Here is a 24,126-nt window from a genome sequence, read left to right on the forward strand (position 1 = left end):
TTTATATTTATTTTTAAGGCTACATAATTTTTGTAATAGAAACAGAGTATCTATTACAAAATAAAGCTTATATCTAATGGGTTGTAACAATAATTGTCAGATAACCTGAGTGGAAATTGATACCAATAAATTGTAAACCAGATGCGCTCTCTTTAACGACAAGTTACTATTTCAGCGACTGTAATTCCATCGAAAACGATCCCTATTTTAGGCGAAAATCGTTTTTTAAATAGCAATGAATTGTACGTTGAAATAAAAAAAGTTTATTTTGGTTTTAATTCATTTATTTGTTAGCGTTCCTTCCTCAGCATTTTTTGGCTTCAATCCCTTTAGCCATAACCTTTTTTAATATTTAACATCACATGAATAGTTTTTGTTTTTTACTTAAAAATAAAGAGAGTTACAACACATTTAAGTGTGAAATACAGTAAGTCAAATTTGACTTTGCTACTCAGTCTTGTATAATCGTATACCGCGGAGGTGACGTAATGAAATGAAGTTTAATAAGAAAAAAATTAACGTCGTAGATATTGACAAAGCTAAAAAAAGCGTCTTTGCTACAGGAGTAGGAAACGCGATGGAATGGTTTGACTTTGGCTTGTACTCATATTTAGCCGTAATTATTAGTCAAAACTTTTTTAGTGCAGTTGAAAATGATCAGCTCAAATTAGTGTTCACATTTGCCACATTTGCGATTGCCTTTTTAATGCGTCCATTAGGCGGTGTTATATTCGGTAGAATTGGGGACAAGTTAGGAAGGAAAGTCGTTTTAACCACTACCATTATTTTAATGGCCTTTTCCACATTACTCATTGGGTTGTTACCTACATATGATCAAATCGGTATATGGGCACCCATCCTTTTATTAATTGCACGAATTATTCAAGGTTTTTCAACTGGTGGTGAATATGCTGGTGCGATGGTGTATATTGCAGAATCGTCTCCAGATAACAAGCGAAATGTGCTTGGAAGTGGACTAGAAATCGGTACACTTGTTGGTTATATTCTTGCTTCACTGCTAGCTAGCTTACTATTTTTTATTCTGTCGGATAAACAAATGGCCTCATGGGGCTGGAGAATTCCCTTCTTATTAGGATTGCCTTTAGGACTTATTGGTTTTTATTTACGAAGAAGTTTAGGGGAAACACCTATTTTTGAAAATGAACTTTCCAACGAAGACGAAGTTGAAGAAGAAAGCTTCCTCTCTATTTTAAAAAATCACAAAAAAGATGTGTTTGTTTGTTTCGTAGCCGTGGCTTTCTTTAACATTACAAACTATATGCTATTATCGTACATGCCTTCTTATTTGAATGAAATTATTGGTTTATCAAACACAGTTGGTACGGTATTAATTACGGCAGTTATGATTTTAATGGTGCCGCTTGCTCTTATGTTTGGAAAACTGAGCGACAAAATCGGAAACAAGAAAGTTTTCTTAATCGGTTTAGGCGGATTGAGCTTACTGTCAGCCTTTTCGTTCTATTTAATCAACTTAAATGGTTTAGTATTTGTTTCAATCGGTATTCTTATTCTAGGTGTTTTACTTGCTACGTATGAAGGAACAATGCCAGGAACGCTGCCAACAATGTTCTACACAGATATTCGCTACCGTACATTAGCGATCACGTTTAATGTTTCAGTGTCTATCTTTGGAGGAACGACGCCATTGGTTGCGACATGGTTAGTTCACGCAACGGGCAATCACTTGGCTCCAGCGTTCTATTTAACGATTGTGAGCATCATCGGATTTTTCGTGATTTTATTCTTGTTTGCGAACACGGCAGGAAAATCACTCAAAGGTTCATACCCAACGGTTGCTTCTAAATCTGAATACAATGAAGCGGTTGAAAATCCAAAAGATTCATTATGGTGGAATACAGAGCAAACAGAAAAATAAAGTAAATAAACAGCAGCTGCATTAACTGCTGCGCAAAATATGAACACTTAAAAAGAGCCTTCTCCTTGTATCGCATAGAGAAGGCTCTTTTTATGATTCAATCATTTATCCCATTCCCTGTATTTGCTATCTTTGATTCTGTATGTTACGATTAAGTTAATTATTTTTGTTCGGTATAAGATTGAGAGAAGAGAAATGTCTTCCATAGAATTTTTTATCTTAAGATAGTATGGTTGGACAAGGGTAGTAATACAAGCGTGGAGTATTCCACACCAGGAGGCAACAATTATGGAACAAGGTACAGTGAAATGGTTTAATGCAGACAAAGGCTTCGGCTTTATCGAAATTGAAGGCGGAGACGATGTATTCGTACATTTCAGCTCTATTCAAGGTGAAGGCTTTAAATCATTAGAANTATTCCTCCAGAAAGTTTTTATTAAGACGTTATGTCTTATACATTTAATTTACCAGACGCTTTTTTATAAAGAATCCGTATATACCGCAATAAGATTTTGTAAATTTCCGCATATGCAAAAAAATACATAAAAGTATAGTATTGAAAAATAAATAGTTCTATTGTAGATTTTTACTTATAGTAGTTTAATAACCATTTTCTAGAAAGAGGGTTTTTCTTATGACTAAAACACTATGGAGTTTTTTAATGGAAATGAAAAAAAATAACCTTACCTTTGAAAATTATGAGTTATGTCCATCTTTGAATGCCCTATCATCTGAAGAAAAAGTTATATTAAATGAATATGCAAGAAGTATAGTTCTAGGGAACGAGGCTGGGAATGAATGGGTTTAGAAGTGATTTAATTGACCACATTAAACAACATCTTTCTAGCTATAAGCAAAATGGAAGAGCAGAAGTAGACTTTCTTGCTCTAAAGCAGCTCTCTAAAAGAGGAAAATTATTAAACCAAGAACTTTCAGGATTTTCATGGGGAGAATTATACCTTACTCTCTCTTATTTTTTGAAAAGAAGAAAAATGACAAAGGAAGATTTTGAAAGGGCTTTTGGTATCGAATGTATATTCTTATCTGCAGACATAGTAGATGATATATGTGATTGTGACGATCCAAATCTTCCAACCTTTCAAAATGAAGATCGATACCTTATACTTATTTCTCAATATCTACTGGCAAAAGGCTTCTCCTACCTCAGACCTATCTCAACCTCTTATGAAGACAATTGCCTCTTTAACCTTATAATGGAGTCGGGAAGTGGCGAGTGGCAAGACCTTCACTTCCGTTTCTCTATAAATAAACGAGTTATACCTACTGAAGAAGATTACTTTAAACTGATTAAACAAAAATCTGGTAAACTTACAGAGATAATTGCCCAAGCTATCGATCCTTCACACGTTATATTAAAAAAAATCACTTATTATATAGGTGTAGCTGGTCAATTGAGAAATGATGCTGCAGACGTACTGAATGACGAGAAAAGTGATCTTCGAGATTTAAAAGCGTATCTTCCTTTTTTAAAAGCTTATGAGTATAGCTGTGATACACAAGATGATTTTTTTCATAAGTTAAAAGATGAAGAAATCATGACCTCTCCTTTAAAAAGACAGTTGATAAGGGAGTACATAGAACAATCAGGCTCTATCGATTATTGTCATATCTTATCTAGGTTTTACTACATGAAAGCATTTAAGCTTTTAGAAGAGCATTTTAAGCTTTCAAAGACAGAAATGAAATACTTCAAATCTTTATTTCTACAAAGGAGTCAACAGCATGAACAAACATAATTTATTAATTTGTTTGCCTTTAGGCACTTTGTACATAATAATTTTTATAGTGAACGGATATTATTTATATCTAAGTGATTTTAGAAAATTTGTGGATTCACCAACTTTACATTCTTTTTATGTAGTAAGTGTTATTAGTCTGATATTTTTCAGCATTGGATTATTTAGCTTTTTTAAGAAACAAAAATCAATCGTAATCAAAAATTTCTTCTTATTAACATCCGTCTCTGGTATTGCTATTTCTACCTCTGTTTTGTCCAGTCAAGATATACCAGTTTTCAAAAGTATAGAGATCATTAGTGTATTTATGCTCTCTTACCTATTACTAAGTTTCTTTGCTCACTTCCCAGTTTCGACTAAACCTAAGTATGTGAAAATTATAATTTTTTTATCGTTAATTTTCTCAACTCTATCATCTGTAGTTTACTTAATTTGCAATTACCTTGGTTATGTAGAGCATTCTAATTTTTTTTACATATACAGAGTGTTATTAATTGGTAACTTGTTTCTTAGTATTTCTGGATGTATTTTCTTTATATCTTTGCATCTAAAAACCAATTCATTAAAAGTAAGAAATCAGTTATATATCTTGATTTTCGGAATTGTTTTTAGCTTTGGTCCACTTTTTTTATTCAACTTAATACCTGGATTAATTTTTGGAGAATCTCAAATACCTTTTGTCTATTGTTTGCCCAGCATTGTAGTCTTTCCACTGACGACTTCTTATCTACTGGTGAAACATGAAATTATTGAAGTCGAATTGGAAATTACTAAGTGGATTAATATATTGCTTTTTTACATACTTAACTTTTTACTTTTTAGTATTTTAATTAAACAATTCATGCATCTTTCTAATAGAGAATTATTTGTGATATGTAGTGTAGGCCTTTTGTCTGCATGGTCCTCGATTTTCCTTTATAAGTTAGGTATTAACACTTTTATACATAAAAAGACAAAAAATAAAGAGACTACGGACCTAAATGAAATTGAACTTTTCCAAACATTGTCCAAAGAAAAGCATGCTAAAAACCTTGCAAAAATTATAGGAAAAGTTATTCATCAGAAGTTTGATATCAATGGTTTATGCATTGTATGGAATTCTAATAATATATATCATTCATTACATGAGACGGGCATTTTCCAAACCATGAATCAATTTAACTTTCTTAATGAAATAAATAAGCTTGAAAAAGATATACTTCTTATTGAAGATCAAACCCCGAATATACATATGCATTTTGAAAAATATCACTTAATCTGTTTTCCAATCGCAATAAACCAATTAGTTCAAGGTGTTATTGTGATAGGTGAGAAAAACAACCATACCCTCTTCCAAGGGAAAGAGTTCAATGAGCTTAAAGAACTAATATGTGAATCAGCAGATATACTTTCAAGTGCAGCTATTCTCAATATTAATGAAAAGCAACTACGTCGAACCAAGACAAGAGTTAAGAACTGGAACCAATTTAACCATCAAGTAATTCAGTCTCTAGAAAACGAGAGGAAAAGATTGTCTATCTTCTTACATGATGAAATCCTTCAGAGTCTGATTTTACAATTAAATGAAGTTAGAATAATGCAAACAAAAAGAAATTTCTCAGTGACTTTACTAGATGAAATGGATGATCAACTTGAAGGAATGATTTATAACATTCGAAAGATGTGTCATGACCTTCACCCTATCATCGTAGAAGATTTGGGCCTAGAGCCAAGTTTACAGTCTTTAAAACGGGAATTTGAATTAAACTATAGTATTTTAATTCATGTTCAATTTAATTGTGAGTTCAAAATCATTTCCAAAAATCATGAAATACAAGTTTATCGTATAATAAAAGAGCTGTTAAACAATGCTGTTAAACACTCAAAAGGTAAAAACATTACGGTTCTTATTTTAGAAGAGAATGGTTTCTACCAGTGCAGTGTAAAAGATGATGGAATAGGATTTGATGTCCCGGACAATTTCTTTGATTTTAGTAAAGGTAACCACCTTGGTTTATTAACTATTCATCGCCAAATTGCCGAATTAAATGGGAGTATAAGAATTTCTTCTGATAAAGGACAAGGTACTTTCGTCACATTCACTATTCCATTGGACTGGGGGGATAAAGATGAGTATACGTACGCTACTAGTGGATGACCATTTACTTGTAATGTTAGGGATTAGAAGATTACTAGAAAGTGAAGAAGACATTGAGATTATAGATACGGTCAGTGATCCTTCTTCTTTACTTGAAGTTGTAGGAACTACATCCCCTGATGTAGTAGTTACAGATGTTCGTATGAAAGAATTTAACGGAATTGAGTTAACAAAAGAACTATTATCTAAATTTCCAGAAACAAAAGTTGTTATTTTATCAGGGTATGATCATGAAGAATACTACAATGCAGCATTCAAAGCCGGCGCTAGTGCGTATATTACAAAAGAAAGATCTGCTTTCGATCTAGCTAATGCTATCCGTCAAAGCAATATGGGTTATATACTATTTTCTAAAAACCAAATTAGTACAAAGGATTTTGAAGCCCTTACTTCTGCAGAGCAAAAGATACTTCTTTTAATTTCCAAAGATAAGACTAATTACGAAATTAGTATGGATCTTTCGATTAGCAAAAGAACAGTAGAATATCATATTTCTTCTATTATTAGAAAACTAGATGTAGATTCACGAGTAGGAGCAGTAGTAAAAGGAATAAAAAAAGGATTAATTGAAGACTTTTAAAACTTAGAAATGACAGTTTTGTAATAAAAAGCGCTAGACACTGTGTCTTGCGCTTTCTTGTTAATATATTATAAATTTATACACGAAAACCTCTAACATTCATCTATCGAATAGCTACCTATACATTTGTTGTGATCTCCATTCCTCCCTCACATTGTGAAAAGGTTTTAAAGAAGGATTTTCATCTTGGACAATACTAAAGCCAGCATTCATTATGGATAATTTTGCTCAACCTAAATCTACTTTTATGTTTCCTCATTTACAACAAGGAGAAGTAAGAACGGCTATGTTAGCAGAGACAAGTTTAGATTTAATTGCAGCAGATGCTATTGCTGCATTTGACAACTCTGAGAAATTCAACAAAAAAAGTATTGAGTTGGCTTCAGAGAGTTTGACAATGAAAGAAGTAGCAGAAATACTGGCAAGTGTTACAGGAGAAAGTATTATATCTGTTTCACTTAGTCCTCAAGAAGCTGAAGAACAAGGTATCTTGCATGGTCTAGTAAGATCTCAAGAATGGAATAATAAAGTTGGATACACAGTAAATATTAATTCATTGAAACCTTATAATATTAAATTAACTTCTTTTAATGAATGGGCTGAGAAATATAAAAACGACATTAAGGTAAATAGAGTGTAAGCAGCTTAACTTAATAATATATAACTCTTTAGTTAATACCTAGAACACGACTTATGGTGCGACAAGAAGTCGCTTTCTTACAGTGTAGCTAACGCTACTCATCTAGACGCAGAGATGATCTCCATCCGAAACGGCATTCTTGGTAACGAGCCTGTCGGTTGCATGAGGAAATGCGGAACCAGAGGACAAATGCATAGTCCAGAATACTGCTAGGAGAAGATAGGTATGGTAAACGAAAGTGAAGGTTTGTAAGCTTCGTCAGTGTTAGCTCAAGATAATGCATAAGTCTCGCTTGGGTCTTGGTAAGAGGAAAAGTAGAATCATAAGGCTGCTCTGATGCGTCCCGCATCTTACCCGGAGTAAAGAACCTGCCTACCCCTATCGTATCTGTGGAATGTGGAACTTGGTAAGCCCTATGTCATCTGCATAAGCAGTAGGATGACTGTAAAGTCAAACGAAGTGGCAGAGGGTATGGGACGTGAGAAAAAGCGAAAGCCGTTATCTCGAAAGAGAACAGAAAAACAAGAATATTGTATAACTGGACGGATACTGTCGTCTTTATAGACAATGACAGGCTCGAAAGAGCGCCCACTTCTCACTGGTCTTCAACACGAAAATAAATTTGTGGCTATCTTCTAACGAAAAGGAGCGTGCTGTTATGAATACCTCTCTACGAGNTGCTTAAATATAAATTGTCTAACTTTTTGGGTTCAGTTCATTTCCAAGTATTCTCTTTTTGCGTGTGTTCCGGAAAGAGTGTTTATGTGAACTAACTGCTTATAAGGTATACACTTATAAAACAGAAAAAACTCCCATCGGTTAAGAGACAGTTCTTCTGTTCTTGTTTAAGGGTTGTTTTTTATTAACTATAACGATGCTTTTTTGATAAAACGAGAGTAGAGATACCAATCAATACCATACCCATGACGGCTGGAGTAGTGTGGCTAACTACTGAATACAACTGACCGCCAATAATTGGTCCAATGAACCGAGCTAGAGATTGAATGCTTTGGGCTCCCCCTAGTATATGCCCTTGCTCACTGTCACTAACTGATTTTGAAAGCATACCATTAAATGATGGCCCAAAGACCGAATCACCCAGCCCGAAGAAAATCATCCCAACAATAAAGACGAAATAAAAAGCTGTAAGGGCTGAAATTGAAATAAGGATAAAACCAATAATTTGACTTATCATGCCTAAAAGAGCAATTTTTTTATCTGTCAAGAATTTGAGTAATCGTGGCATAATGATTGTTTGTGAAAAGATATCAAGTACACCTATTATAGAAAATGTCAGACCAATAAATATAGGCTGCCATGCAAAGGTATCTATTGAAAACTGAGAGAAGATAGCTTGTAATGATCCGTTAGGAATCCAAACTAGGAACCCAGCAATTAACAGCCATTTAACAGATTTAAAGGAAAAAACCTTGGATAATTGTATAAATGGATTAAGCTCTCTAACAGAAATACTGAAAGAGCGTCTGGACTTCTCAAGACTCTCAGGCATAAAAAAATAGCCATATATGGCATTAAGCAATGTGATAACCGTACCAGCATACATAGGAACACTGTTTCCGAAAGTCGCAAGTGCACCTCCAATTATAGGGCCAAGAGCAGTGCCAACCCCAACAACAGCACTAATCCAACCAAAGTACTTAGTGCGTTCATTTGAAGAGGTAATATCTGCAAAGTAAGCAAAAATCGCTGAAACTTCGCCACCTGTCAAACCTTCAATGGTACGGCCAAGGAAGAGAATCCAAAGTGAACCTCCAAGTCCAAAGATAAAATAACCAAAGGCAGAGCCGATAAGACTAATAATTAATACTGGACGACGACCATACCTATCGCTTAACGCACCTAAAACTGGTGCAGCCAAAAAGACAGAAAGAGCGTATATAGACGTAAGTAATGTTACTGCAGTAGCCTGACTGCTGAGACTACTAGTATAAGTCTTTACTAAAAAAGGTAAAACGGGGCTAACTATAGTCAATCCAAGACCAGTTAAGAAGACAGTGATAAACCCAAACGTTAGGGGATGTTTATTTATTGAAGTATCCACGATAATTCTCCTTTAAATTTATTGTTTCTTAGGAAGCAAACACAAGTTTACCGTTTTATTGTTTCCTCGTCAACAATAAAACAACATAAAAAAATACCACTTACTCAGTGATATTTTTCAGATGATGTCTATATCGACCAATGAAACGAAAAATAGTGTCAAATTCTTCATCGGGCATGTGCTTAAATACTTCTTTATCACGTTCAAGAAAAGATTGGTGTAATTTTTGATGGATATCATTTATTTTTTGTCCATTGGTTGTTAGTCGAAAATATATTTCCTTTTTATTTTCGACACTTTGATAACTCTCTATAATATTTTTAGCTATTAGCTTCTTGGTAAGCTTGCTTATAGCACCTCGAGTCATGTAGCTTGCAGCTGCAAGTCTTGTTACATTCGCATTTGGTATTAGAGAGATATTTTCAATTAATTCTATTTCACTCAACGTATAGTCCTTTAAAGCCAATTCTACTTCAGGTTTATTACGCCAGATTATCTCATTACACAAGTCCATAAGTTCACTCATTAACTGCTGTCGTTTATCCATAATAACTCCTCCCTAATTTGTATACAGTATAACGAGTTTTTGTTTCTTTCACAACAAAACGACCAAATCACTTTAATGTTTATTACGAATACGTAATAAACGTTATTATTAATGAGAAGTAAATGATTAAACTACTTTATTAAAACTATGGAGTAAATAAAAAATTTGTTTATTTACTATGCTGCTTGTTTATTTCTTATTTTACTCAGATAAAAATCAATCGTGTTTCCACTTAAAGAGATTTTGCTTTTCCATACTGAGAGTATCCCTTTTTAGAGTAATAGTATCAGTATGGAAAAGTTATATACATTTCTTACATCAGGACTGAAAATTCTACAGCTTTTCTTGATAATATTTCCGATAGACGTTAGGAGTTATATTTTCATATTTTTTAAATGTCTTGATGTAATACCCGGGATCGTTAAAACCCAATTCATCACTAATCTGTGCAATAGACAAATCCGTTTTTTCTAATAATTGTTTAGACCACTCTATTTTTTTGAGAGAAATAAAAACAGAAAAATTCATACCCGTTTCTTTGGTAAATACACGGCTGAAATAACCTGTACTAATGTGACATAAATCAGCCATCTTTTGTTGAGATATTTTTTCTCTTTTATGCTTATAAATGTAGTCAAAGGCTGGCTGTAATACTTTGTTTTTACAAACTAAGTGATCGTTAATAGACGTTTTTACGTAAGCATTAGTAACGGTGTTGGCTAATTCCTTTTTTATATTTTGAATATTATCTAGAGAATAACCGTAAGAAATGTCTTCAGTAGAAAGGTCCTCTTTTACTGGAGCCATCTTTTCATATACTTCTAAAATTAAGTTTTTATTCATAGCTTCCTCTACAATGTAGTTACAGAGCCTATATAACATTTGAGCAGCGTCGTTAATTTCTGTATAGGATAGAGTAGGAATAGAATCATATAGACGCTGTATTTCCTCATTATTATTTAAATTTTGTTCAAATCCCTTTGATGGAACAGTAAGCATTTGTTCCAAGGGAGGATGTTTGTCACCGTCCTTAATTTTCACTTCTCCCGCCATGATGGCACCTACATATTTATCATCAATTATAATGGGAATGGCAATATCGATAATATTCCAGTGACATAAATAGATATAAGGAGCATTGGTTCTGACTGCCTCTAATCCTCCCCGCGCATCGCACTTTTCACAAAGCTTTGCTGTATTAGGATCTTTACGCATAGTCTCACAAAACGGACGTACACCACTGTGTTGAGAAATGGGCACTCCTTTATAGTTAACCGTGACAATCGCTAATTTTGTAACAAGCGCAAGCGAATCTTGAAGGTTTCGCCATTTCTTTAAATCTAGTATTTTATCTAAATTCATGTAAGTAGTTTTCAATGATGTTTTATCTCCCTTGCTTCTACTTTCCGTGCGGTAGTTTGGATTACCTATTTGAGAATATCTTTATTTTATTCCTGAGTTCGTAAAATAAAAGATTGTTCAGCGATAAAGGTAACCTCTTTTCAACGTGAACTTAGTAGTATTTTTACCTAAAATAATGTCATAATAATACCATATTAAATGAAGAGAGCAAAAAAATACGATAAAAAGTTGTAAAAACTCGTCACTTAAGACTAATGTAATCTTATACAAAAGATAGTAAAATTCCGATTGTAAGGGATTACAAAGTTAATTAGGAGGTTTTATTTATGAGAAAAGCATTTATTAGTCCTTCAAAATATATTCAAGGCGAAGATGAAATTTTAAATTTAGGTTATTTTGTGAAAACATTTGGTACTTCTGCACTTTTAATAGCACATCCTCAAGATATTAAACGTGTACAAGACAAATTAGATGCAACAGCAGAAAAATATGGTATTACATTTTTTGAAGGCGGATTCAATGGCGAATGTTCAAGACCAGAAATTTCTAGATTGCAGGAAATAGCGAAAGAAAACAACTGTGATTGTACAATTGGTTTAGGTGGCGGTAAGGCAATTGATACAGCAAAATGTGTGGCTGAGGGAGAGGGATTAATTATCGTCCCAACAATCGCTGCTACGGATGCACCTACAAGTCATTCCGCAGTTATCTATACACCAGGGGGTGCTTTCGATGATTACGCATACTTTAAGCAAAGCCCAAGTGTTGTATTAATTGATACAACAGTCATTGCTAATGCACCTACTAGATTCTTAGTATCTGGTATGGGGGATGCGTTATCCACTTATTTCGAAGCAAGAGCAACAGCACGTTCTTTCTCTAATGTAAATGCTGGATTACCTTGTGGAGTACGTGAGGACTTATGTTCACCAGCAAAAGGTACAAATGCAGCATTAGTGTTAGCAGAACATTGCTACAACACTCTATTAGAGGACGGGGTTAAAGCAAAAGCTGCAAGCGATCATAATGTTGTTACTCCAGCCTTAGAAAACATTATTGAAGCCAATATCTTATTATCAGGATTAGGGTTTGAAAGTGGTGGATTAGCTGGAGCACATGCGATTCATGATGGGCTTACTCTTTTAGAAAGTGCGCACCATTACTTCCACGGTGAAAAAGTAGCTTTTGGTACATTAGCACAATTGGTATTGGAAAATGCGCCAACTGAGGAAATAGAAGAAGTGTTAGATTTCTGTTTAGCAGTAGGACTTCCAGTTTGTCTCGCTGATATTGGAGTGGAACAAATTACACAAGAAGAGTTAATGGAAGTAGCTAATAAAGCTTGTATTCCAGAGGAATCTATCTATTCTATGCCATTCCCTGTTAATCCAGAGTCAGTAGCTGCAGCTATTCTTGCAGCAGATCAAATTGGAAATGATTATAAGAAGAGGTTGATATAAAATGAAAAAAATTATTAATAAACCGGAAGATGTTGTACTTGAGATGTGTAAAGGGATGGTTCTAGCACATCCTGAACTGAATTTAATTGAAAAATATAAAGTCATTAAAAAAGACCAAATTAATAAAAGTAAAGTAAGTATAATTAGCGGGGGCGGAAGTGGACATGAACCTGCTCACGCTGGATATGTAGGAAAGGGCATGTTAGATGCAGCAGTTTGTGGTGATGTATTTGCTTCACCTTCTCAAATACAGATTTATCAAGCTATTAAAGAAACAGCTAGCGATAAGGGAACTTTACTAGTGATTAAGAACTACAGTGGTGACATGATGAATTTCAAGAATGCTGCTTATCTAGCAGAAGAAGATGGAATTCAAGTGGATTATGTAAAAGTAGATGATGATATTGCTGTACAGGACAGTTTATATACAGTTGGAAGACGCGGAGTAGCTGGTACTGTTCTTGTTCATAAAATAGCAGGTGCTGCAGCAGAACGCGGCTATGATCTACCAAAAGTGAAAGAGGCAGCAGAAAACGCTATTGCGAATGTTAAAAGCATTGGCTTTGGACTAACTTCCTGCACAGTTCCTGCTAAAGGAACTCCTACTTTTGAGATTGCAGAAGATGAGATGGAGTTTGGCGTTGGTATTCATGGAGAACCTGGTATCCGTCGTGAAAAAATTATTTCAGCAGACGAACTCGCAGAGCGTACGGTAACTTCATTATTAAAAGAAGTAGGGATAGAAGATGGGAAAGGAGAAGTGGCTGTCCTAATTAATGGATTTGGAAGCACACCTCTTCAAGAACTATATTTATTAAATCATTCTGTCATTCGTGAATTGTCACGTAGAAACGTAACGATTGCAAGAACGTTTGTCGGAAACTATATGACAGCCATCGATATGGCCGGTGCTTCTATTTCAATTATGAAATTAGATGAACACTTAAAGAGTCTCCTATCTGAAGAGTGCGATACTCCTGCGCTAAAAATCAAAGGTGAAATACCAGCTGTCACTTATAATGAAATCATCGGTACCGCGGAGGCCCCGAAAGTGTCCTATGAGGTGCAAACCAACAAAGAATATTCCGTAGTAACCGAAAATCGATTGACGTTGAATAATATTATTTTTATGGTTGACCAAATGAGTGAATGTATTATTAGAAATGAAATACCATTCTGTGAATTAGATTCCCATGCTGGTGACGGAGACTTTGGTATGAGTGTTGCTAAAGGGTTCAAACAGCTGAAAGCTGAATGGCACGAAATTCTCGAAAATAAATCAAATGATATTGGAAACTTCTTAGAGGCGTGTTCTATCGTTATCATGGAGCACTGTGGCGGAGCATCAGGCCCTATTTGGGGATCAGCATTTCGCGCGGCTGGAAAGAACGCCGAATCTAAAACCGAACTGAATTTAACAGAATTTGCTGAAATGATCCAAGCGTCTGTAAAAGGAATTCAAGCAACAGGAGAACGTTCTTTTGGACGTGGAGCTGTTGTGGGAGATAAAACTTTAATCGATGCCTTAGTACCTTATGCAGATACGTTAACATCAAGTGCTGCTGAAGGTGAAAGCATGAAACATGCTCTTGTCAAAGCAGCAGAAGCTGCTGTTGAAGGAGCAAAATCAACCGAACAGATTGTTGCACGTATGGGACGTGCTGGTACGGTTGGAGAAAGAAGTCTTGGTTATCCGGACGCAGGTGCACATGGCTTAGGCGTAATTTTTACTGAAGTAGCTCAAGTAATGCGAGAAAATAAGTAAAATTTGGTATTACCCCCTCTAAATATAGTGTGAAAAAATTACTCTTTAAGAGTGAGGATGACACTGTACGTGGAGGGGAATTTTTTATGGGTCACTAAGGACGATCTTTTACAATCTCGTTTAAGCTAGAAGTGATAAAAATGTACAATAACCAATGGTATTTCAAAGATAAAAAAGAAAAACAAAAAGTGAACGATCCCTTGATTATCAAGGGATCGTTTTTTATATGTTTTCTGGAAAGAGTGATTATGTTAACTAACTTTGTATATGATATTCAAGTTTCCCAACTCAATTTTGATATATAATTAAAATAGAATAAACCTGTGATTTAGTCTATTTAGATGGCAAAACATAAAGGTTATAAAGGAAAATATAGAGATGAATGTAAATAAAAAATGGTTTTTAGCTAAGTATGAGCCAGCATCCAAAGTAGGTGCTTATAAGTGGGACTACAAGTTTGATAATAGTATTGAAGCAATGCGGTTAGTAAATAGATATCTAATTGAAAGTTTAGATACTGTTATTTTATTTTCTGAAGAAGACATTTCTAAAAATTTAATAGTTGATTATTTAAAAAATGAGGAATTACATCTTTGGAGAAATAAAGCAGCAGGTGGAATACTTAATTTTTTAAGCGAGAAAAGGCTAGGTTTAGTATATAAACATGGTTACTTTTTTCATGAAGAAGCTACTGCACGACCAGAATTAGAAGAAACGGTATTTATATGTTACGTTCCTTGGATATTGACTTAGTTAATAAAAGTAAAAGCTGAAAGACCAACGATGGGGCTCTTTCAGCTTTTTATTTTCTAGAAAACGACCTTATGGTAGCTAGAATTGAATGCTTTATAGATTTAAAATACATGTATCTAAGCATTTTGAAAGGAGTTATTTACTTAATGCATTTTCCTAATGGATTAACTGGTTTTTATAGTTCAATAGATAACAAACCAAATGAAATAGATGAGAACCATTTTAAAAGTATATGCTTCCTTCGATTTAGTCAGAAGAAACTAAGGGAAGTTATTAAAGATTGATAAGGTAAATTTAATCAAAAATACAGTAAAAACTTATTTCGCATGAAAGAGTAAATATATAAACTTTATTCTAAAAAATATAGCTTTACTATTTACTCTAGGTGACGACAAATAGACGTTTTCTCATTCGTTTTTCTTGCGTCCAAAAGGCTGTACCCTTTTGAACTATCTATATCAGACAATATCAATATTGAATTAAAACACGTTGGAGATATTCAAAAGCACGATAAACGCAAGGAACAAGAGTTGGAAAGATCAAACAGAACGAAGACTTCTTAATTTATAAGAAGTCTTCGTTCTGTTTTTATTATTATTTTTTAGTAAGTATTAGTTAGAGAAAAACAATTCCAAGTATAAATAAACATAGAGTAATAATGTTTATAACATTCTTAGCTTTGTCATCTTCTTTTATTGAAGTTACAAGTTCAAAGATTATGACAAGAGTAAGTATAGATAAAGCTATCTGTAGAGGTAAATTAAATGCATATACAAATATTACAATTAGAGCATATATAATACCTAAAATTATATTTTTTTTATTCTTAGTTTTTTCGTGATTACTCATTTGAAAAACTCCTTAATAGACTGAAAATATTTAGGTCTTCTGCTCTTTTTAAGTGAAGGTGTTTGTAAATAGAAGCACAATGAAGAAGATAATAGCGAATGACAAACTCATTGTAATATAACTTATGTCTTTGTTAGTGATCTTTTTTGCATAAATAATTTTGTTGACAAAGGAAAAAGAATACCTCCAATAAATGCTGTAACTAGCGTTTTTAATAACATCAAATACTCCTTTCGAAGAATTGTAGCAAAAATAAAAAGCTCCCCCGGCATTGGCAAGCGAGGTAGCTTTTTATCAGAATTCACAATTATAAAGTACCAAAATATAACCATATGTAAACAATATCATATTTTTCCTAAAAATACTATTTTGAGAGAGGAGAGAATATGTATAAAAGGTGTTTTGATTCCTGTCTCAAAAACAGGGTGAAGTCCTCTGTCCTGTATCAAGAGTTCTTTTTTATTATGGGTTCTGGAAGAGTATTTATGTAAACTAGCGATGTATATGGTATTCACTTATAAGTAAAAATTATATTTCTATTTTTTTCTATTTTATGAAATAATCGTATGGCTCGTTTAAGACAGAACAATTAAATCTATAAGGAGAGGAAAGAATGAAATTAATAAAAAATATTGTATTTCTTAGTTGTTTCGCATTATTACTTGGAGCTTGTCAGAACGCTGATACAACTTCAAACACTAAAGATAAGGATTTAGATGCTCTTCTTAGGGATGTATCTGATAAATATGCCGTTCTAAGTGTTGGTTCAGACTCAAAAGATGTAAAAGTCGAGGTAGAGGATACTGAAGATGTAAACAAGGTAAAAGCAGATATTAAACGTCAATTAAAAGAGAACGGTTTGAACGCCTATAAAGTTAACGTTCGTGAGAGAAATGTTAAACAAGTAGAAAAAGAGAAGCGATGGCTGGATATTGAAAGTGAAGCTCTTGCACATTTACAAGAAAATAAAGAATACAAAGATGTAACATATAAAAAGACTGAGGTTACGTTAAAACAACCTGTTACAGTTGCTATTGTTACTCCTATCAGTAAATCTGATGACAGCTCTCAAGAGTATAGTGAAAAAATTAAAAGAGAAGTAAATACTTTTCTTCAAACTAAAGAAATAAAGGAACGTTCTAAAGGTGATTCTTACAAAATCGTTATCTATGACCAAGATGACCAAGTAATAAGTTAAAGAATACATAACTACAATAAAGCCTCAAGAAGTATGTAACACTTCTTGAGGTTTTATTTATTCCTATAAAATCGTTTTATGTTAATCAGTTTTAGATATTGTATATGTTATAAAAATCAAAAAAGGGAGATATAGAAGTTTTTTTATATCTAAGAACAGGAATCTAATAATATTTTATCAAAAACATATATAACAAGAGAAACGCGTAAAAAGAGGCTTTTACTTCGTATAAGTAAAAGCCTCTTTTTACATTTGCTTTATTATTTAAGAGAATTTTTAAGTAATTCATCTTCTTCCATTAAATCTTCTTTAATCTTATCTAAATACTAACGCATCCATACAGCTATAAGCTTGTGACGTTTTCTTCATAGTTATACTCCCTTATTTAGAAGTTAATTGAAACTTCATTTTATACTAAGTGCGAAATAGTAATAAAAGGAGGCTTCAAAGTGTTCATCTAAATGCTTTAATTTAATCAAAGAATTAAAGTGAATTTATTTATTTAACCTTGTTGATTTAGAAGTAAATTGCTCTTTATTTTTAAACAAGTTAACTCCATAACCTGCAAGACCTCCAATAATTGCAGGGAATATCCAACCTAATCCAATATGGTAAAGAGGAAGATAGTAAGTAAATAATTGGTCAATACCAGGGATGTGTAAACCAAAATCATTTAATCCATCTATCAGGCTTACAACAAATGTTAAGAATAGGCTGCCTTGGTATACCTCAGCACATCCTTTAAATAAAGAATGAAGGAAAGTCAAAAAGATTAGAACGATTGCTAATGGATAGAGCACTGTTAAAACAGGTACTGAAAAAGAAATTAAATGATTCAATCCAACATTTGCGATGATTGCGCTAAACACGGATAAGCTAATCGCAATTTTCTTATAAGAAATAGAAGGTAATAATTTATGGAAATAAGAAGAGCATGAAGTAATAAGCCCTACGCTAGTTGTCAGACAAGCTACTGTGATCATTAAGCCTAATAGTAATCCTCCATATTCTCCAAAATAATAATCAGAAACTTTCGCTAACACCGTACCACCATTATCTAAATGCCCAAGCTTTTCTACACTTGAAGCGCCCATGTACGAAAGGGCAGAATAGATAGTTGCAAGAATAATAGCAGCAATTCCTGTAGCTTTTAGACAAACAGTTATAATTTGCTTCTTTGTTTTAGCGCCTTTTTCTTTAATTGCATTGATAATAATGATTCCGAAAACGAAAGATGCAAGAGTATCCATTGTTAGATATCCTTCTTGGAACCCATTAAAAAAAGAGTTTGTTACATATTTTTCTGTGGGTGCTTGAAATTTTCCAATAGGATGAATAAAAGCTACTAGAACTAGAATTCCAATGAATGTTAATTTAATTGGCGTTAAGAATTTTCCGACAATATCGACAATTTTCGCCGGATTGAGAGAAAAAAAGCATGTAATGCTGAAAAATATAATAGTAAACACAAGTAAAGCTATAGAACTAGAGCCTTCAGAAATGAAAGGTTTAAGTCCGATTTCAAAAGAGACGTTACCTGTTCGTGGGATAGCAAATAAAGGTCCAATAGCTAGATAAAGAACAGTTGTAAATACTAAACCAAAGATAGGATGTACGCGACTTGCTAATGATTGTAAATCTTCCTTTCCAGAGAATCCAAAAGCTAGTACACCAAGTAAAGGCAAGCCTACTCCAGTAACTAAAAAACCTGCATTTGCTGACCAGATATTTGCTCCCGCTGACTGGCCAAGCATGGCAGGAAATATTAAATTTCCAGCTCCAAAAAATAATGCAAATAACATTAAACCAATGATTACTATAAAAGAAAACGGTACTTTGTTTGACACGGTNGATGCGATAACTGCAATTCATCTTACTTCAAAAGTTCTGTAAAGGGTGGCGTATTCTTACGTGAATGTCGAGAATGCGGGATGAAAAAGAGTATTTAAACATAGATGATATAGAAAAAGAGAAGGTTAAAAACCTTCTCTTTTTTGATTTAACTGTGTTTTAGCCATCTTAAAGTAGAAGAAACGTCTTACTCTCTAGATGTTTTTTCTACTTTATATGTTATAACTTTTCTCTTAACATAGAAATTTCATTAATTAAATCTTTTATTAATCGTTCTAACGCTACTATGTGTTCATCTTTGCGATCATAATCATCAATTTTCATAGATAGTTCTAAAACACGACAGGTCTCTTCAACTGTCAGGCCATGATCTCTTGCAAGAGTTTTTACTGTATCAAGAAATTTAACAGCATCATTATCAAAATAATCTTTTCGTGTTGGTTGATTAAATAATGTTCCCATTTTCTCTCTCCTTAAAATTTTAATATTAGTAAATTGCACAAATGAATCAGTGCCAGATTTGTAACTAGTACAGGCTGAGAGATGATATTTATTGCGAAGGCATATTTTTAAAACTTGAGGCATTCGATTTACAATGTTACTGCCTATAACGTATTCGATAAGCATCTAACGATCACCTACTGCGTTAGCCAATTAGTATCAATTTATTTAATGGTAATGATTAAATATGCGCGATGATATGTGAAAGCTAAGCATTGCTAGCTTATAAACAATGACATCAATATAGGCTTTTTTTCATACTATGTTTTGGGGGTGAATAAATGGCAAGAGTAAAGTACAGTAATTCAGACATTAACTTAATGGCAAGGATGATGCGAGCAGAAGCTGAAGGTGAAGGAAGACAAGGAATGTTATATGTGGGAAATGTAATTGTTAATCGTCTTGCAGCAAATTGTATAGACTTTAAAAATTTAAGAACCGTTTCACAAGTCATTTATCAAGTCCAGGGGGGGAATTATTCGTTTGAAGCTGTTCAAAAAGGCAATGTGTTTTATCAAAGAGCAAGAGGTGTTGAAAAAAGATTAGCAAAGCAGAATTTGGATTATTGGAGACAACACCCAGCAAAATTTGCTCTGTGGTATTTTAATCCACATGCTCCGTGCCCTCCAACATGGTACGGTCAACCTGCATCTGGTCAATTTAAAAATCATTGTTATTATGAACCAAAACCTGATACATGTGCTAGTGTTTATAGAGGTTAAGTTATTGAGGAGTTTTCTATTAATGTCTCTACTATTAATGAAAAATAGTTAATACTTTAAATATGACATAACACCCTCAAATTCAACAGTATAGAGAACTTGAGGGTGTTTGTTTCATTCATTTTTAGTTGTAGCTTTCTACTTATTCAATTGGCTTCTATAATGTTGGTTATGTTAAGTATGAGTATAAAGATAACTTATACCAATCAAAAGTTGTCCAGTTCAAGTCTGTTTAACCAGTTATGCACTAATACGTTAAATACATCAGTTTGTTCAATTTGTAGGTTGTGACCAGCCATATCAAGCACTGCAAAAGTTGCCCTTGGGTAATCTTCGATCAGTTGCCACGCATCCTGATATCCCACTACATTATCCTGACGCCCTGTTATAATGAGTGTGGGATGCTCAAGTTTAAATGAAATATCAAATGTAAAGCCATATCCATTTTGACGAATGTTATTTACAAATTCATGATTTGTTTGTTTAGAAGGAAGTAAAATTTCATTTTGAAACCTCTCCCATTCAGTTTGACCTTGGACTACCCCCATGGAACAAAATTCATCAGCTTCCTCTGAAGACAGACTTGATATCAAGTCGTTGTCTTTCTTTAGAACAGTCTGTTGGGGCACCACCCTTTCATCATATTCAGGTATAATCAATGGTGCCATTAGTAGTAATCCACGAACTTTGTCCTGGCGTGAACGAACTATACCTCTCGCAATGTACCCTCCATATGAATTGCCACAAACAATAAACTGTTGGTCAGGAATAATTTCGTCCAAAAGACGTAATATCGCTTCTAACATATTATCAGAGTTCTGAATAGACAATTGAGGCTCGGATTTCCCCATCCCTGGTAAGTCTATGTATATTCTCTTCCAATGGCTTCGTTTCTCGAATAACGGTTCCATTGCATTTAACATCACTTGATGGTCAAGTGTCCAACCATGCAACATAATGATGGGATATCCATCTCCAATTACTTTATGGTAAATCGACAAAATTTTTTCCCCTTTCTGTGTATGCCAAATGTATCTACATGAACATTTAATCTTTCCATACATATATTGTAATCTTAACAAATTTCTTTTGAAAATGGATTTATTTTGATTATCGTATAACCATTAGTTTATTGGTTTGTCTATGAATCTGTATTAATATCTGAAAAAAGTACCGACAAGTGATTAGGTACTCTTTTTCTGCCGATAATACGTTTTATGTGAGCTAGAAAGAAATAAAAAGAAGCCTTTATAAGAGATTTATTTTTTCTTCATCTCCTATAAAGGCTCCACCATACTTTTAAATTAATTAATTTCTATTCCGCATATTTATTTCTAACAGCATCATCCCATTTAAGCAGAATCTGTTTTAGCTCAGCTGTTTCAATTAGACAATACGGCTTTTGGTCCTCTTCAGCATATTCATTCACAATTTTTGTTACATCATATTTAATTTCTATAGTACAGGCATTTCCAATTAATTCTTCATAAGAAGATTGCTTTGAAAGTACTTTATTAATTACATCTATCCATATTTTCGATCCATCTTCTTGTACATCACTTAATAATAAATCTATAACTAAAAAAATTTCATCAGGAACATCTATCATAAGCATTCCTTGGTTATCTTCATAAATTTGAACATTATATTTCATTACTGGTTCTCTCTTTATTCTTCATAAAGACGAATTGCTTCCCTTACTACAATAACGTCCTTCTCATTAATCCTCAATCTTAATTCCGGCTTCCTTGAATGGTTCTAATACTCCTAGATGACACATTGAAATATAGTCCACTGTTTTTAGATTCTTTAAGTTCTGAAATCCTTCAACAGATAGTACGTCAAATAAGCTGTCTTCTCCATCCCAATCTGGCTTTAGAATATGATAAATTTCATTACCTCCATCAAAGCAAAGGGATTCAACCTTTTCCAAATCACTTTTTTCCAAGGATAACTCTTCTAAATAATCTTTAATTTCAACAATGAGTCTAGCTCCAGAATACCATTCAAAATTATTCATATACTTATCTTTTAAGTCGGTTAATTCTTTTAGAAATAACGGGTCTTGATCTAATAAAGCTTCAACAACCACTAGTTTAAAATTAAAATCTTTAAACATTCCACTCTTCCCCATTTTGCTACCTCCGATTTTATTTCTTTCTTAGGCTTTTAATCGAACCTGCACTGTTAGTATTGTAACAATCATCTATGAATAAAGACTGCTTATACTGTTGACTTTGACACATGGACAAACAACATCGGCTCCTTTTTAGAAAAAGAAAAAAACAGGCCCTACTATAAGGAAGGTCTGCTCTTATTTACTTGTTTTGATTACTGCTGCAAGCTGATAATGCTAGCAATAATACAGTTTAAGTTGTTAAAACCTTTTTCATAAATACACCTTCCATTCTCTAATAACCATTTTCTATCTATTATTCTTTGACTATTGTTAATAAAAGGTAGAAACTTTGTATATTTTATCATGTTTTTTGTATTCATGAATATCACTACTACCTAACCTAATAATCTTATTCTTGTAGGGACTGAAATCCTTTTTTATAAGTAAAAAAAGCATAAACCCGTTGGTCTCCAACAAAATTTATGCTCTATCTTTAATAAAACTTTTACGAATTCTCTTTTAATCCAGCCACAAATAATTTCAGATGTATGATTCCTATAAAACTATAAACAACCTTACACAATATCTCGATTCAATTCTTTATCTTTAATCACTTTAATTCTTTCCACTTTTCCTACAAGGAAGATATACGAAAGTGCTCCTAAAAGAGCCAATGCAGCTATGAATACTAGCGCTGGAGCAAAGTTTCCTCCTTTAGCTAAGAAACCAATAACAATTGGAACGATGATAGAAGCTAGACCTCCAATAAAGTTAAAGACTCCACCTGTCAAACCGACTAAGTGTTTAGGTGCTAGCGTTGAGACAAACACCCATGTAATAGAAGCTAGGCCATTTCCAAAAAACGCAATAGCCATAAACATGATAATGAGAGATGTGCTATTTACATAATTGGCTCCGATAATTGAAGTTGATAAAAGCAGACCTACGATAATAGGTGTTTTTCTTGCAATCCCTAGTGATACTCCTTTTTTCACTAAGGCGTCAGATACAAAGCCAGATAATAATACTCCTACAAACGCTGCTAAAAACGGGGCTGATGCTAAGAATCCTGATTTCAAGAAATCTAACCCTCTATATTCCACAAGGTACGTTGGAAACCATGTAAGGAAGAACCATAAAGTAGAGTTGACGGCAAACTGTCCTAAGTAGATGCCCCATAGCTTTCTGTGAGAAAAGGCTTCTTTAAGATTTCCCCATTCGAACTTTGCTCTTTCTCCTCTCGTATCAGCAGCTTTAACTAAGCCTCCACCTTCTTCGATATGCTGTAATTCTGCTTTATTTACTTTATTATGCTGAGAAGGATCACGATAAAAGATATACCATATAATGCCCCACGCTATACCGATAATCCCGGTAGTAATAAACAGACCTCTCCACCCTAAAAAGTGCTGAATGGTAACTAGTGTAGGTGTTAAAAATGCTAGCCCTGCAAACTGTCCTGAAGTATAAAAAGCAATAGCTGATGCTCTTTCCTGATTTGGAAACCAGCTGGTGACTACTTTATTATTGGTCGGAAAAGCTGGTGCTTCAAATGCTCCTGTAGCTAGACGCAGACCAAAAAGACTCACAAATCCCTTAGTAAACCCTTGCAACAGCGTAACTATAGACCAAGTAATTAAGCTAAAGGCATACGTAGCACGAGCACCAAAACGGTCAGCCATTACCCCTCCTGGTATTTGCAAAGCAGCATAAGCCCATCCAAAGGCTGAAAATATGAGACCCAGTTCTACTGATGATAGCTTTAGATCTTTGGACATGGCTGTGGCAGCTACAGAAATATTACTTCGATCCATATAGTTGATGACAACGCTTACGAAAATAAATGCTAAAACACGAAATCTAATGCGAGTCGGCTTTTCGCTATACCCCTTCATTCCCTTATCCCCCTGTATATAATAGTTTAAG

Annotated in this window: 21 protein-coding genes and 2 pseudogenes; 13 read left to right on the forward strand and 10 right to left on the reverse strand. The window is 33.7% G+C overall.

Going from position 1 to position 24,126, the window contains the following annotated elements:
* Positions 1–493 precede the first annotated feature (493 nt).
* The 7 genes and pseudogenes from ACFX4W_RS13840 to ACFX4W_RS13870 all read left to right on the forward strand — a co-directional run bounded on the left by ACFX4W_RS13840 (position 494) and on the right by ACFX4W_RS13870 (position 7,011).
* Positions 494–1,897 (forward strand): MFS transporter, encoded by a 1,404-nt coding sequence (locus tag ACFX4W_RS13840; RefSeq protein WP_043981284.1) that lies wholly within the window; start codon positions 494–496, stop codon positions 1,895–1,897.
* Between the two features lie 288 nt (positions 1,898–2,185).
* Positions 2,186–2,311, forward strand: a pseudogene (locus tag ACFX4W_RS13845) (cold-shock protein); the annotation flags it as partial.
* 220 nt (positions 2,312–2,531) lie between these two features.
* The gene (locus ACFX4W_RS13850; protein WP_165574753.1) at positions 2,532–2,705 is read left to right on the forward strand and encodes a hypothetical protein; all 174 of its coding nucleotides are present in this window, start codon (positions 2,532–2,534) and stop codon (positions 2,703–2,705) included.
* Positions 2,692–3,654, forward strand: a complete 963-nt coding sequence (locus ACFX4W_RS13855; RefSeq protein ID WP_043981765.1) for a polyprenyl synthetase family protein — start codon at positions 2,692–2,694, stop codon at positions 3,652–3,654. Before ACFX4W_RS13850 ends, ACFX4W_RS13855 begins: the two co-directional genes overlap by 14 nt.
* Entirely contained in the window at positions 3,641–5,791 is a 2,151-nt protein-coding gene (locus tag ACFX4W_RS13860) for a sensor histidine kinase (protein WP_043981764.1), read from the forward strand. The genes ACFX4W_RS13855 and ACFX4W_RS13860 overlap by 14 nt, the downstream gene beginning before the upstream one ends.
* Positions 5,763–6,371, forward strand: a complete 609-nt coding sequence (locus tag ACFX4W_RS13865; RefSeq protein ID WP_080781677.1) for a response regulator transcription factor — start codon at positions 5,763–5,765, stop codon at positions 6,369–6,371. Before ACFX4W_RS13860 ends, ACFX4W_RS13865 begins: the two co-directional genes overlap by 29 nt.
* A 193-nt stretch (positions 6,372–6,564) precedes the next feature.
* On the forward strand, positions 6,565–7,011 hold the full coding sequence (locus ACFX4W_RS13870; RefSeq protein ID WP_483879990.1) for an NmrA family NAD(P)-binding protein: 447 nt from the start codon (positions 6,565–6,567) through the stop codon (positions 7,009–7,011).
* A gap of 862 nt (positions 7,012–7,873) precedes the next feature.
* On the opposite strand, the gene ACFX4W_RS13875 is transcribed toward ACFX4W_RS13870, so the two are convergent.
* From ACFX4W_RS13875 to ACFX4W_RS13885, 3 genes are all read right to left on the reverse strand, one after another.
* Complete coding sequence (locus ACFX4W_RS13875) at positions 7,874–9,073, reverse strand: MFS transporter (protein ID WP_280559447.1); 1,200 nt, start codon at positions 9,071–9,073, stop codon at positions 7,874–7,876.
* A gap of 100 nt (positions 9,074–9,173) precedes the next feature.
* Positions 9,174–9,620: a MarR family transcriptional regulator gene (locus ACFX4W_RS13880; RefSeq protein WP_280559448.1), complete on the reverse strand. Its 447-nt coding sequence runs from the start codon at positions 9,618–9,620 to the stop codon at positions 9,174–9,176.
* A gap of 333 nt (positions 9,621–9,953) precedes the next feature.
* Positions 9,954–10,997, reverse strand: a complete 1,044-nt coding sequence (locus ACFX4W_RS13885) for a PocR ligand-binding domain-containing protein (RefSeq protein ID WP_116733231.1) — start codon at positions 10,995–10,997, stop codon at positions 9,954–9,956.
* Between the two features lie 311 nt (positions 10,998–11,308).
* On the opposite strand from ACFX4W_RS13885, the gene ACFX4W_RS13890 reads away from it, so the two are divergent.
* The 3 genes from ACFX4W_RS13890 (at position 11,309) to ACFX4W_RS13900 (ending at position 14,960) form a co-directional block, all read left to right on the forward strand.
* The gene (locus tag ACFX4W_RS13890; RefSeq protein ID WP_043981866.1) at positions 11,309–12,442 is read left to right on the forward strand and encodes a glycerol dehydrogenase; all 1,134 of its coding nucleotides are present in this window, start codon (positions 11,309–11,311) and stop codon (positions 12,440–12,442) included.
* 1 nt (position 12,443) lies between these two features.
* Positions 12,444–14,207 (forward strand): dihydroxyacetone kinase subunit DhaK, encoded by a 1,764-nt coding sequence (gene dhaK / locus ACFX4W_RS13895; protein WP_043981867.1) that lies wholly within the window; start codon positions 12,444–12,446, stop codon positions 14,205–14,207.
* A gap of 378 nt (positions 14,208–14,585) precedes the next feature.
* The gene (locus tag ACFX4W_RS13900) at positions 14,586–14,960 is read left to right on the forward strand and encodes a hypothetical protein (protein WP_043981868.1); all 375 of its coding nucleotides are present in this window, start codon (positions 14,586–14,588) and stop codon (positions 14,958–14,960) included.
* Positions 14,961–15,575: 615 nt separating this feature from the next.
* Here ACFX4W_RS13900 and ACFX4W_RS13905 read toward each other — a convergent pair.
* Positions 15,576–15,809 (reverse strand): hypothetical protein, encoded by a 234-nt coding sequence (locus ACFX4W_RS13905; RefSeq protein ID WP_043981869.1) that lies wholly within the window; start codon positions 15,807–15,809, stop codon positions 15,576–15,578.
* 613 nt (positions 15,810–16,422) lie between these two features.
* Here ACFX4W_RS13905 and ACFX4W_RS13910 point away from each other — a divergent pair.
* Positions 16,423–17,007 carry a DUF4030 domain-containing protein gene (locus ACFX4W_RS13910; RefSeq protein WP_043981871.1) on the forward strand — a complete coding sequence of 195 codons (585 nt, stop codon included), beginning with the start codon at positions 16,423–16,425 and terminating at the stop codon, positions 17,005–17,007.
* A gap of 494 nt (positions 17,008–17,501) precedes the next feature.
* Here the strand turns inward: ACFX4W_RS13910 and brnQ are convergent, their stop codons facing one another.
* Positions 17,502–18,854: a branched-chain amino acid transport system II carrier protein gene (brnQ, locus tag ACFX4W_RS13915; RefSeq protein ID WP_043981872.1), complete on the reverse strand. Its 1,353-nt coding sequence runs from the start codon at positions 18,852–18,854 to the stop codon at positions 17,502–17,504.
* Between brnQ and ACFX4W_RS30740 the strand changes: the two are divergent.
* Positions 18,852–18,956: pseudogene (locus ACFX4W_RS30740) on the forward strand (DUF8096 family protein); the annotation flags it as partial. The gene brnQ and the pseudogene ACFX4W_RS30740 overlap by 3 nt on opposite strands.
* A gap of 121 nt (positions 18,957–19,077) precedes the next feature.
* Here ACFX4W_RS30740 and ACFX4W_RS13920 read toward each other — a convergent pair.
* A complete protein-coding gene (locus ACFX4W_RS13920; protein ID WP_043980969.1) occupies positions 19,078–19,320 on the reverse strand; it encodes a hypothetical protein in 243 nt (80 codons plus the stop codon).
* A gap of 320 nt (positions 19,321–19,640) precedes the next feature.
* Here ACFX4W_RS13920 and ACFX4W_RS13925 point away from each other — a divergent pair, with 320 nt between their 5' ends.
* A complete protein-coding gene (locus ACFX4W_RS13925) occupies positions 19,641–20,081 on the forward strand; it encodes a cell wall hydrolase (RefSeq protein WP_028409572.1) in 441 nt (146 codons plus the stop codon).
* Between the two features lie 206 nt (positions 20,082–20,287).
* On the opposite strand, the gene ACFX4W_RS13930 is transcribed toward ACFX4W_RS13925, so the two are convergent.
* The 4 genes from ACFX4W_RS13930 to ACFX4W_RS13945 form a co-directional block, all read right to left on the reverse strand.
* Positions 20,288–21,082, reverse strand: a complete 795-nt coding sequence (locus tag ACFX4W_RS13930) for an alpha/beta fold hydrolase (RefSeq protein ID WP_043980967.1) — start codon at positions 21,080–21,082, stop codon at positions 20,288–20,290.
* A 314-nt stretch (positions 21,083–21,396) separates the two neighbouring features.
* Positions 21,397–21,735, reverse strand: coding sequence for a hypothetical protein (locus tag ACFX4W_RS13935; protein ID WP_043980965.1), 339 nt, complete (start codon positions 21,733–21,735; stop codon positions 21,397–21,399).
* Positions 21,736–21,801: 66 nt separating this feature from the next.
* On the reverse strand, positions 21,802–22,215 hold the full coding sequence (locus tag ACFX4W_RS13940) for a DUF6892 domain-containing protein (protein ID WP_043980963.1): 414 nt from the start codon (positions 22,213–22,215) through the stop codon (positions 21,802–21,804).
* Between the two features lie 560 nt (positions 22,216–22,775).
* Positions 22,776–24,095, reverse strand: a complete 1,320-nt coding sequence (locus ACFX4W_RS13945; RefSeq protein WP_322552338.1) for an MFS transporter — start codon at positions 24,093–24,095, stop codon at positions 22,776–22,778.
* Positions 24,096–24,126: the final 31 nt, after the last annotated feature.

This window comes from Priestia sp. YIM B13489 (assembly GCF_042787645.1).
In the GTDB taxonomy this organism is placed as follows: Bacteria; Bacillota; Bacilli; order Bacillales; family Bacillaceae_H; genus Priestia; species Priestia megaterium.

Excerpts from the sequence above, each read along its gene's own strand:
- ACFX4W_RS13840 (WP_043981284.1), top strand. The coding sequence starts at position 494 with ATGAAGTTTAATAAGAAAAAAATTAACGTCGTAGATATTGACAAAGCT.
- ACFX4W_RS13850 (WP_165574753.1), top strand. The coding sequence starts at position 2,532 with ATGACTAAAACACTATGGAGTTTTTTAATGGAAATGAAAAAAAATAAC.
- ACFX4W_RS13855 (WP_043981765.1), top strand. The coding sequence starts at position 2,692 with ATGAATGGGTTTAGAAGTGATTTAATTGACCACATTAAACAACATCTT.
- ACFX4W_RS13860 (WP_043981764.1), top strand. The coding sequence starts at position 3,641 with ATGAACAAACATAATTTATTAATTTGTTTGCCTTTAGGCACTTTGTAC.
- ACFX4W_RS13865 (WP_080781677.1), top strand. The coding sequence starts at position 5,763 with ATGAGTATACGTACGCTACTAGTGGATGACCATTTACTTGTAATGTTA.
- ACFX4W_RS13880 (WP_280559448.1), bottom strand. The coding sequence starts at position 9,620 with ATGGATAAACGACAGCAGTTAATGAGTGAACTTATGGACTTGTGTAAT.
- ACFX4W_RS13890 (WP_043981866.1), top strand. The coding sequence starts at position 11,309 with ATGAGAAAAGCATTTATTAGTCCTTCAAAATATATTCAAGGCGAAGAT.
- dhaK (WP_043981867.1), top strand. The coding sequence starts at position 12,444 with ATGAAAAAAATTATTAATAAACCGGAAGATGTTGTACTTGAGATGTGT.
- ACFX4W_RS13900 (WP_043981868.1), top strand. The coding sequence starts at position 14,586 with ATGAATGTAAATAAAAAATGGTTTTTAGCTAAGTATGAGCCAGCATCC.
- ACFX4W_RS13905 (WP_043981869.1), bottom strand. The coding sequence starts at position 15,809 with ATGAGTAATCACGAAAAAACTAAGAATAAAAAAAATATAATTTTAGGT.
- ACFX4W_RS13910 (WP_043981871.1), top strand. The coding sequence starts at position 16,423 with ATGAAATTAATAAAAAATATTGTATTTCTTAGTTGTTTCGCATTATTA.
- ACFX4W_RS13920 (WP_043980969.1), bottom strand. The coding sequence starts at position 19,320 with ATGGGAACATTATTTAATCAACCAACACGAAAAGATTATTTTGATAAT.
- ACFX4W_RS13925 (WP_028409572.1), top strand. The coding sequence starts at position 19,641 with ATGGCAAGAGTAAAGTACAGTAATTCAGACATTAACTTAATGGCAAGG.
- ACFX4W_RS13935 (WP_043980965.1), bottom strand. The coding sequence starts at position 21,735 with ATGAAATATAATGTTCAAATTTATGAAGATAACCAAGGAATGCTTATG.
- ACFX4W_RS13940 (WP_043980963.1), bottom strand. The coding sequence starts at position 22,215 with ATGGGGAAGAGTGGAATGTTTAAAGATTTTAATTTTAAACTAGTGGTT.
- ACFX4W_RS13945 (WP_322552338.1), bottom strand. The coding sequence starts at position 24,095 with ATGAAGGGGTATAGCGAAAAGCCGACTCGCATTAGATTTCGTGTTTTA.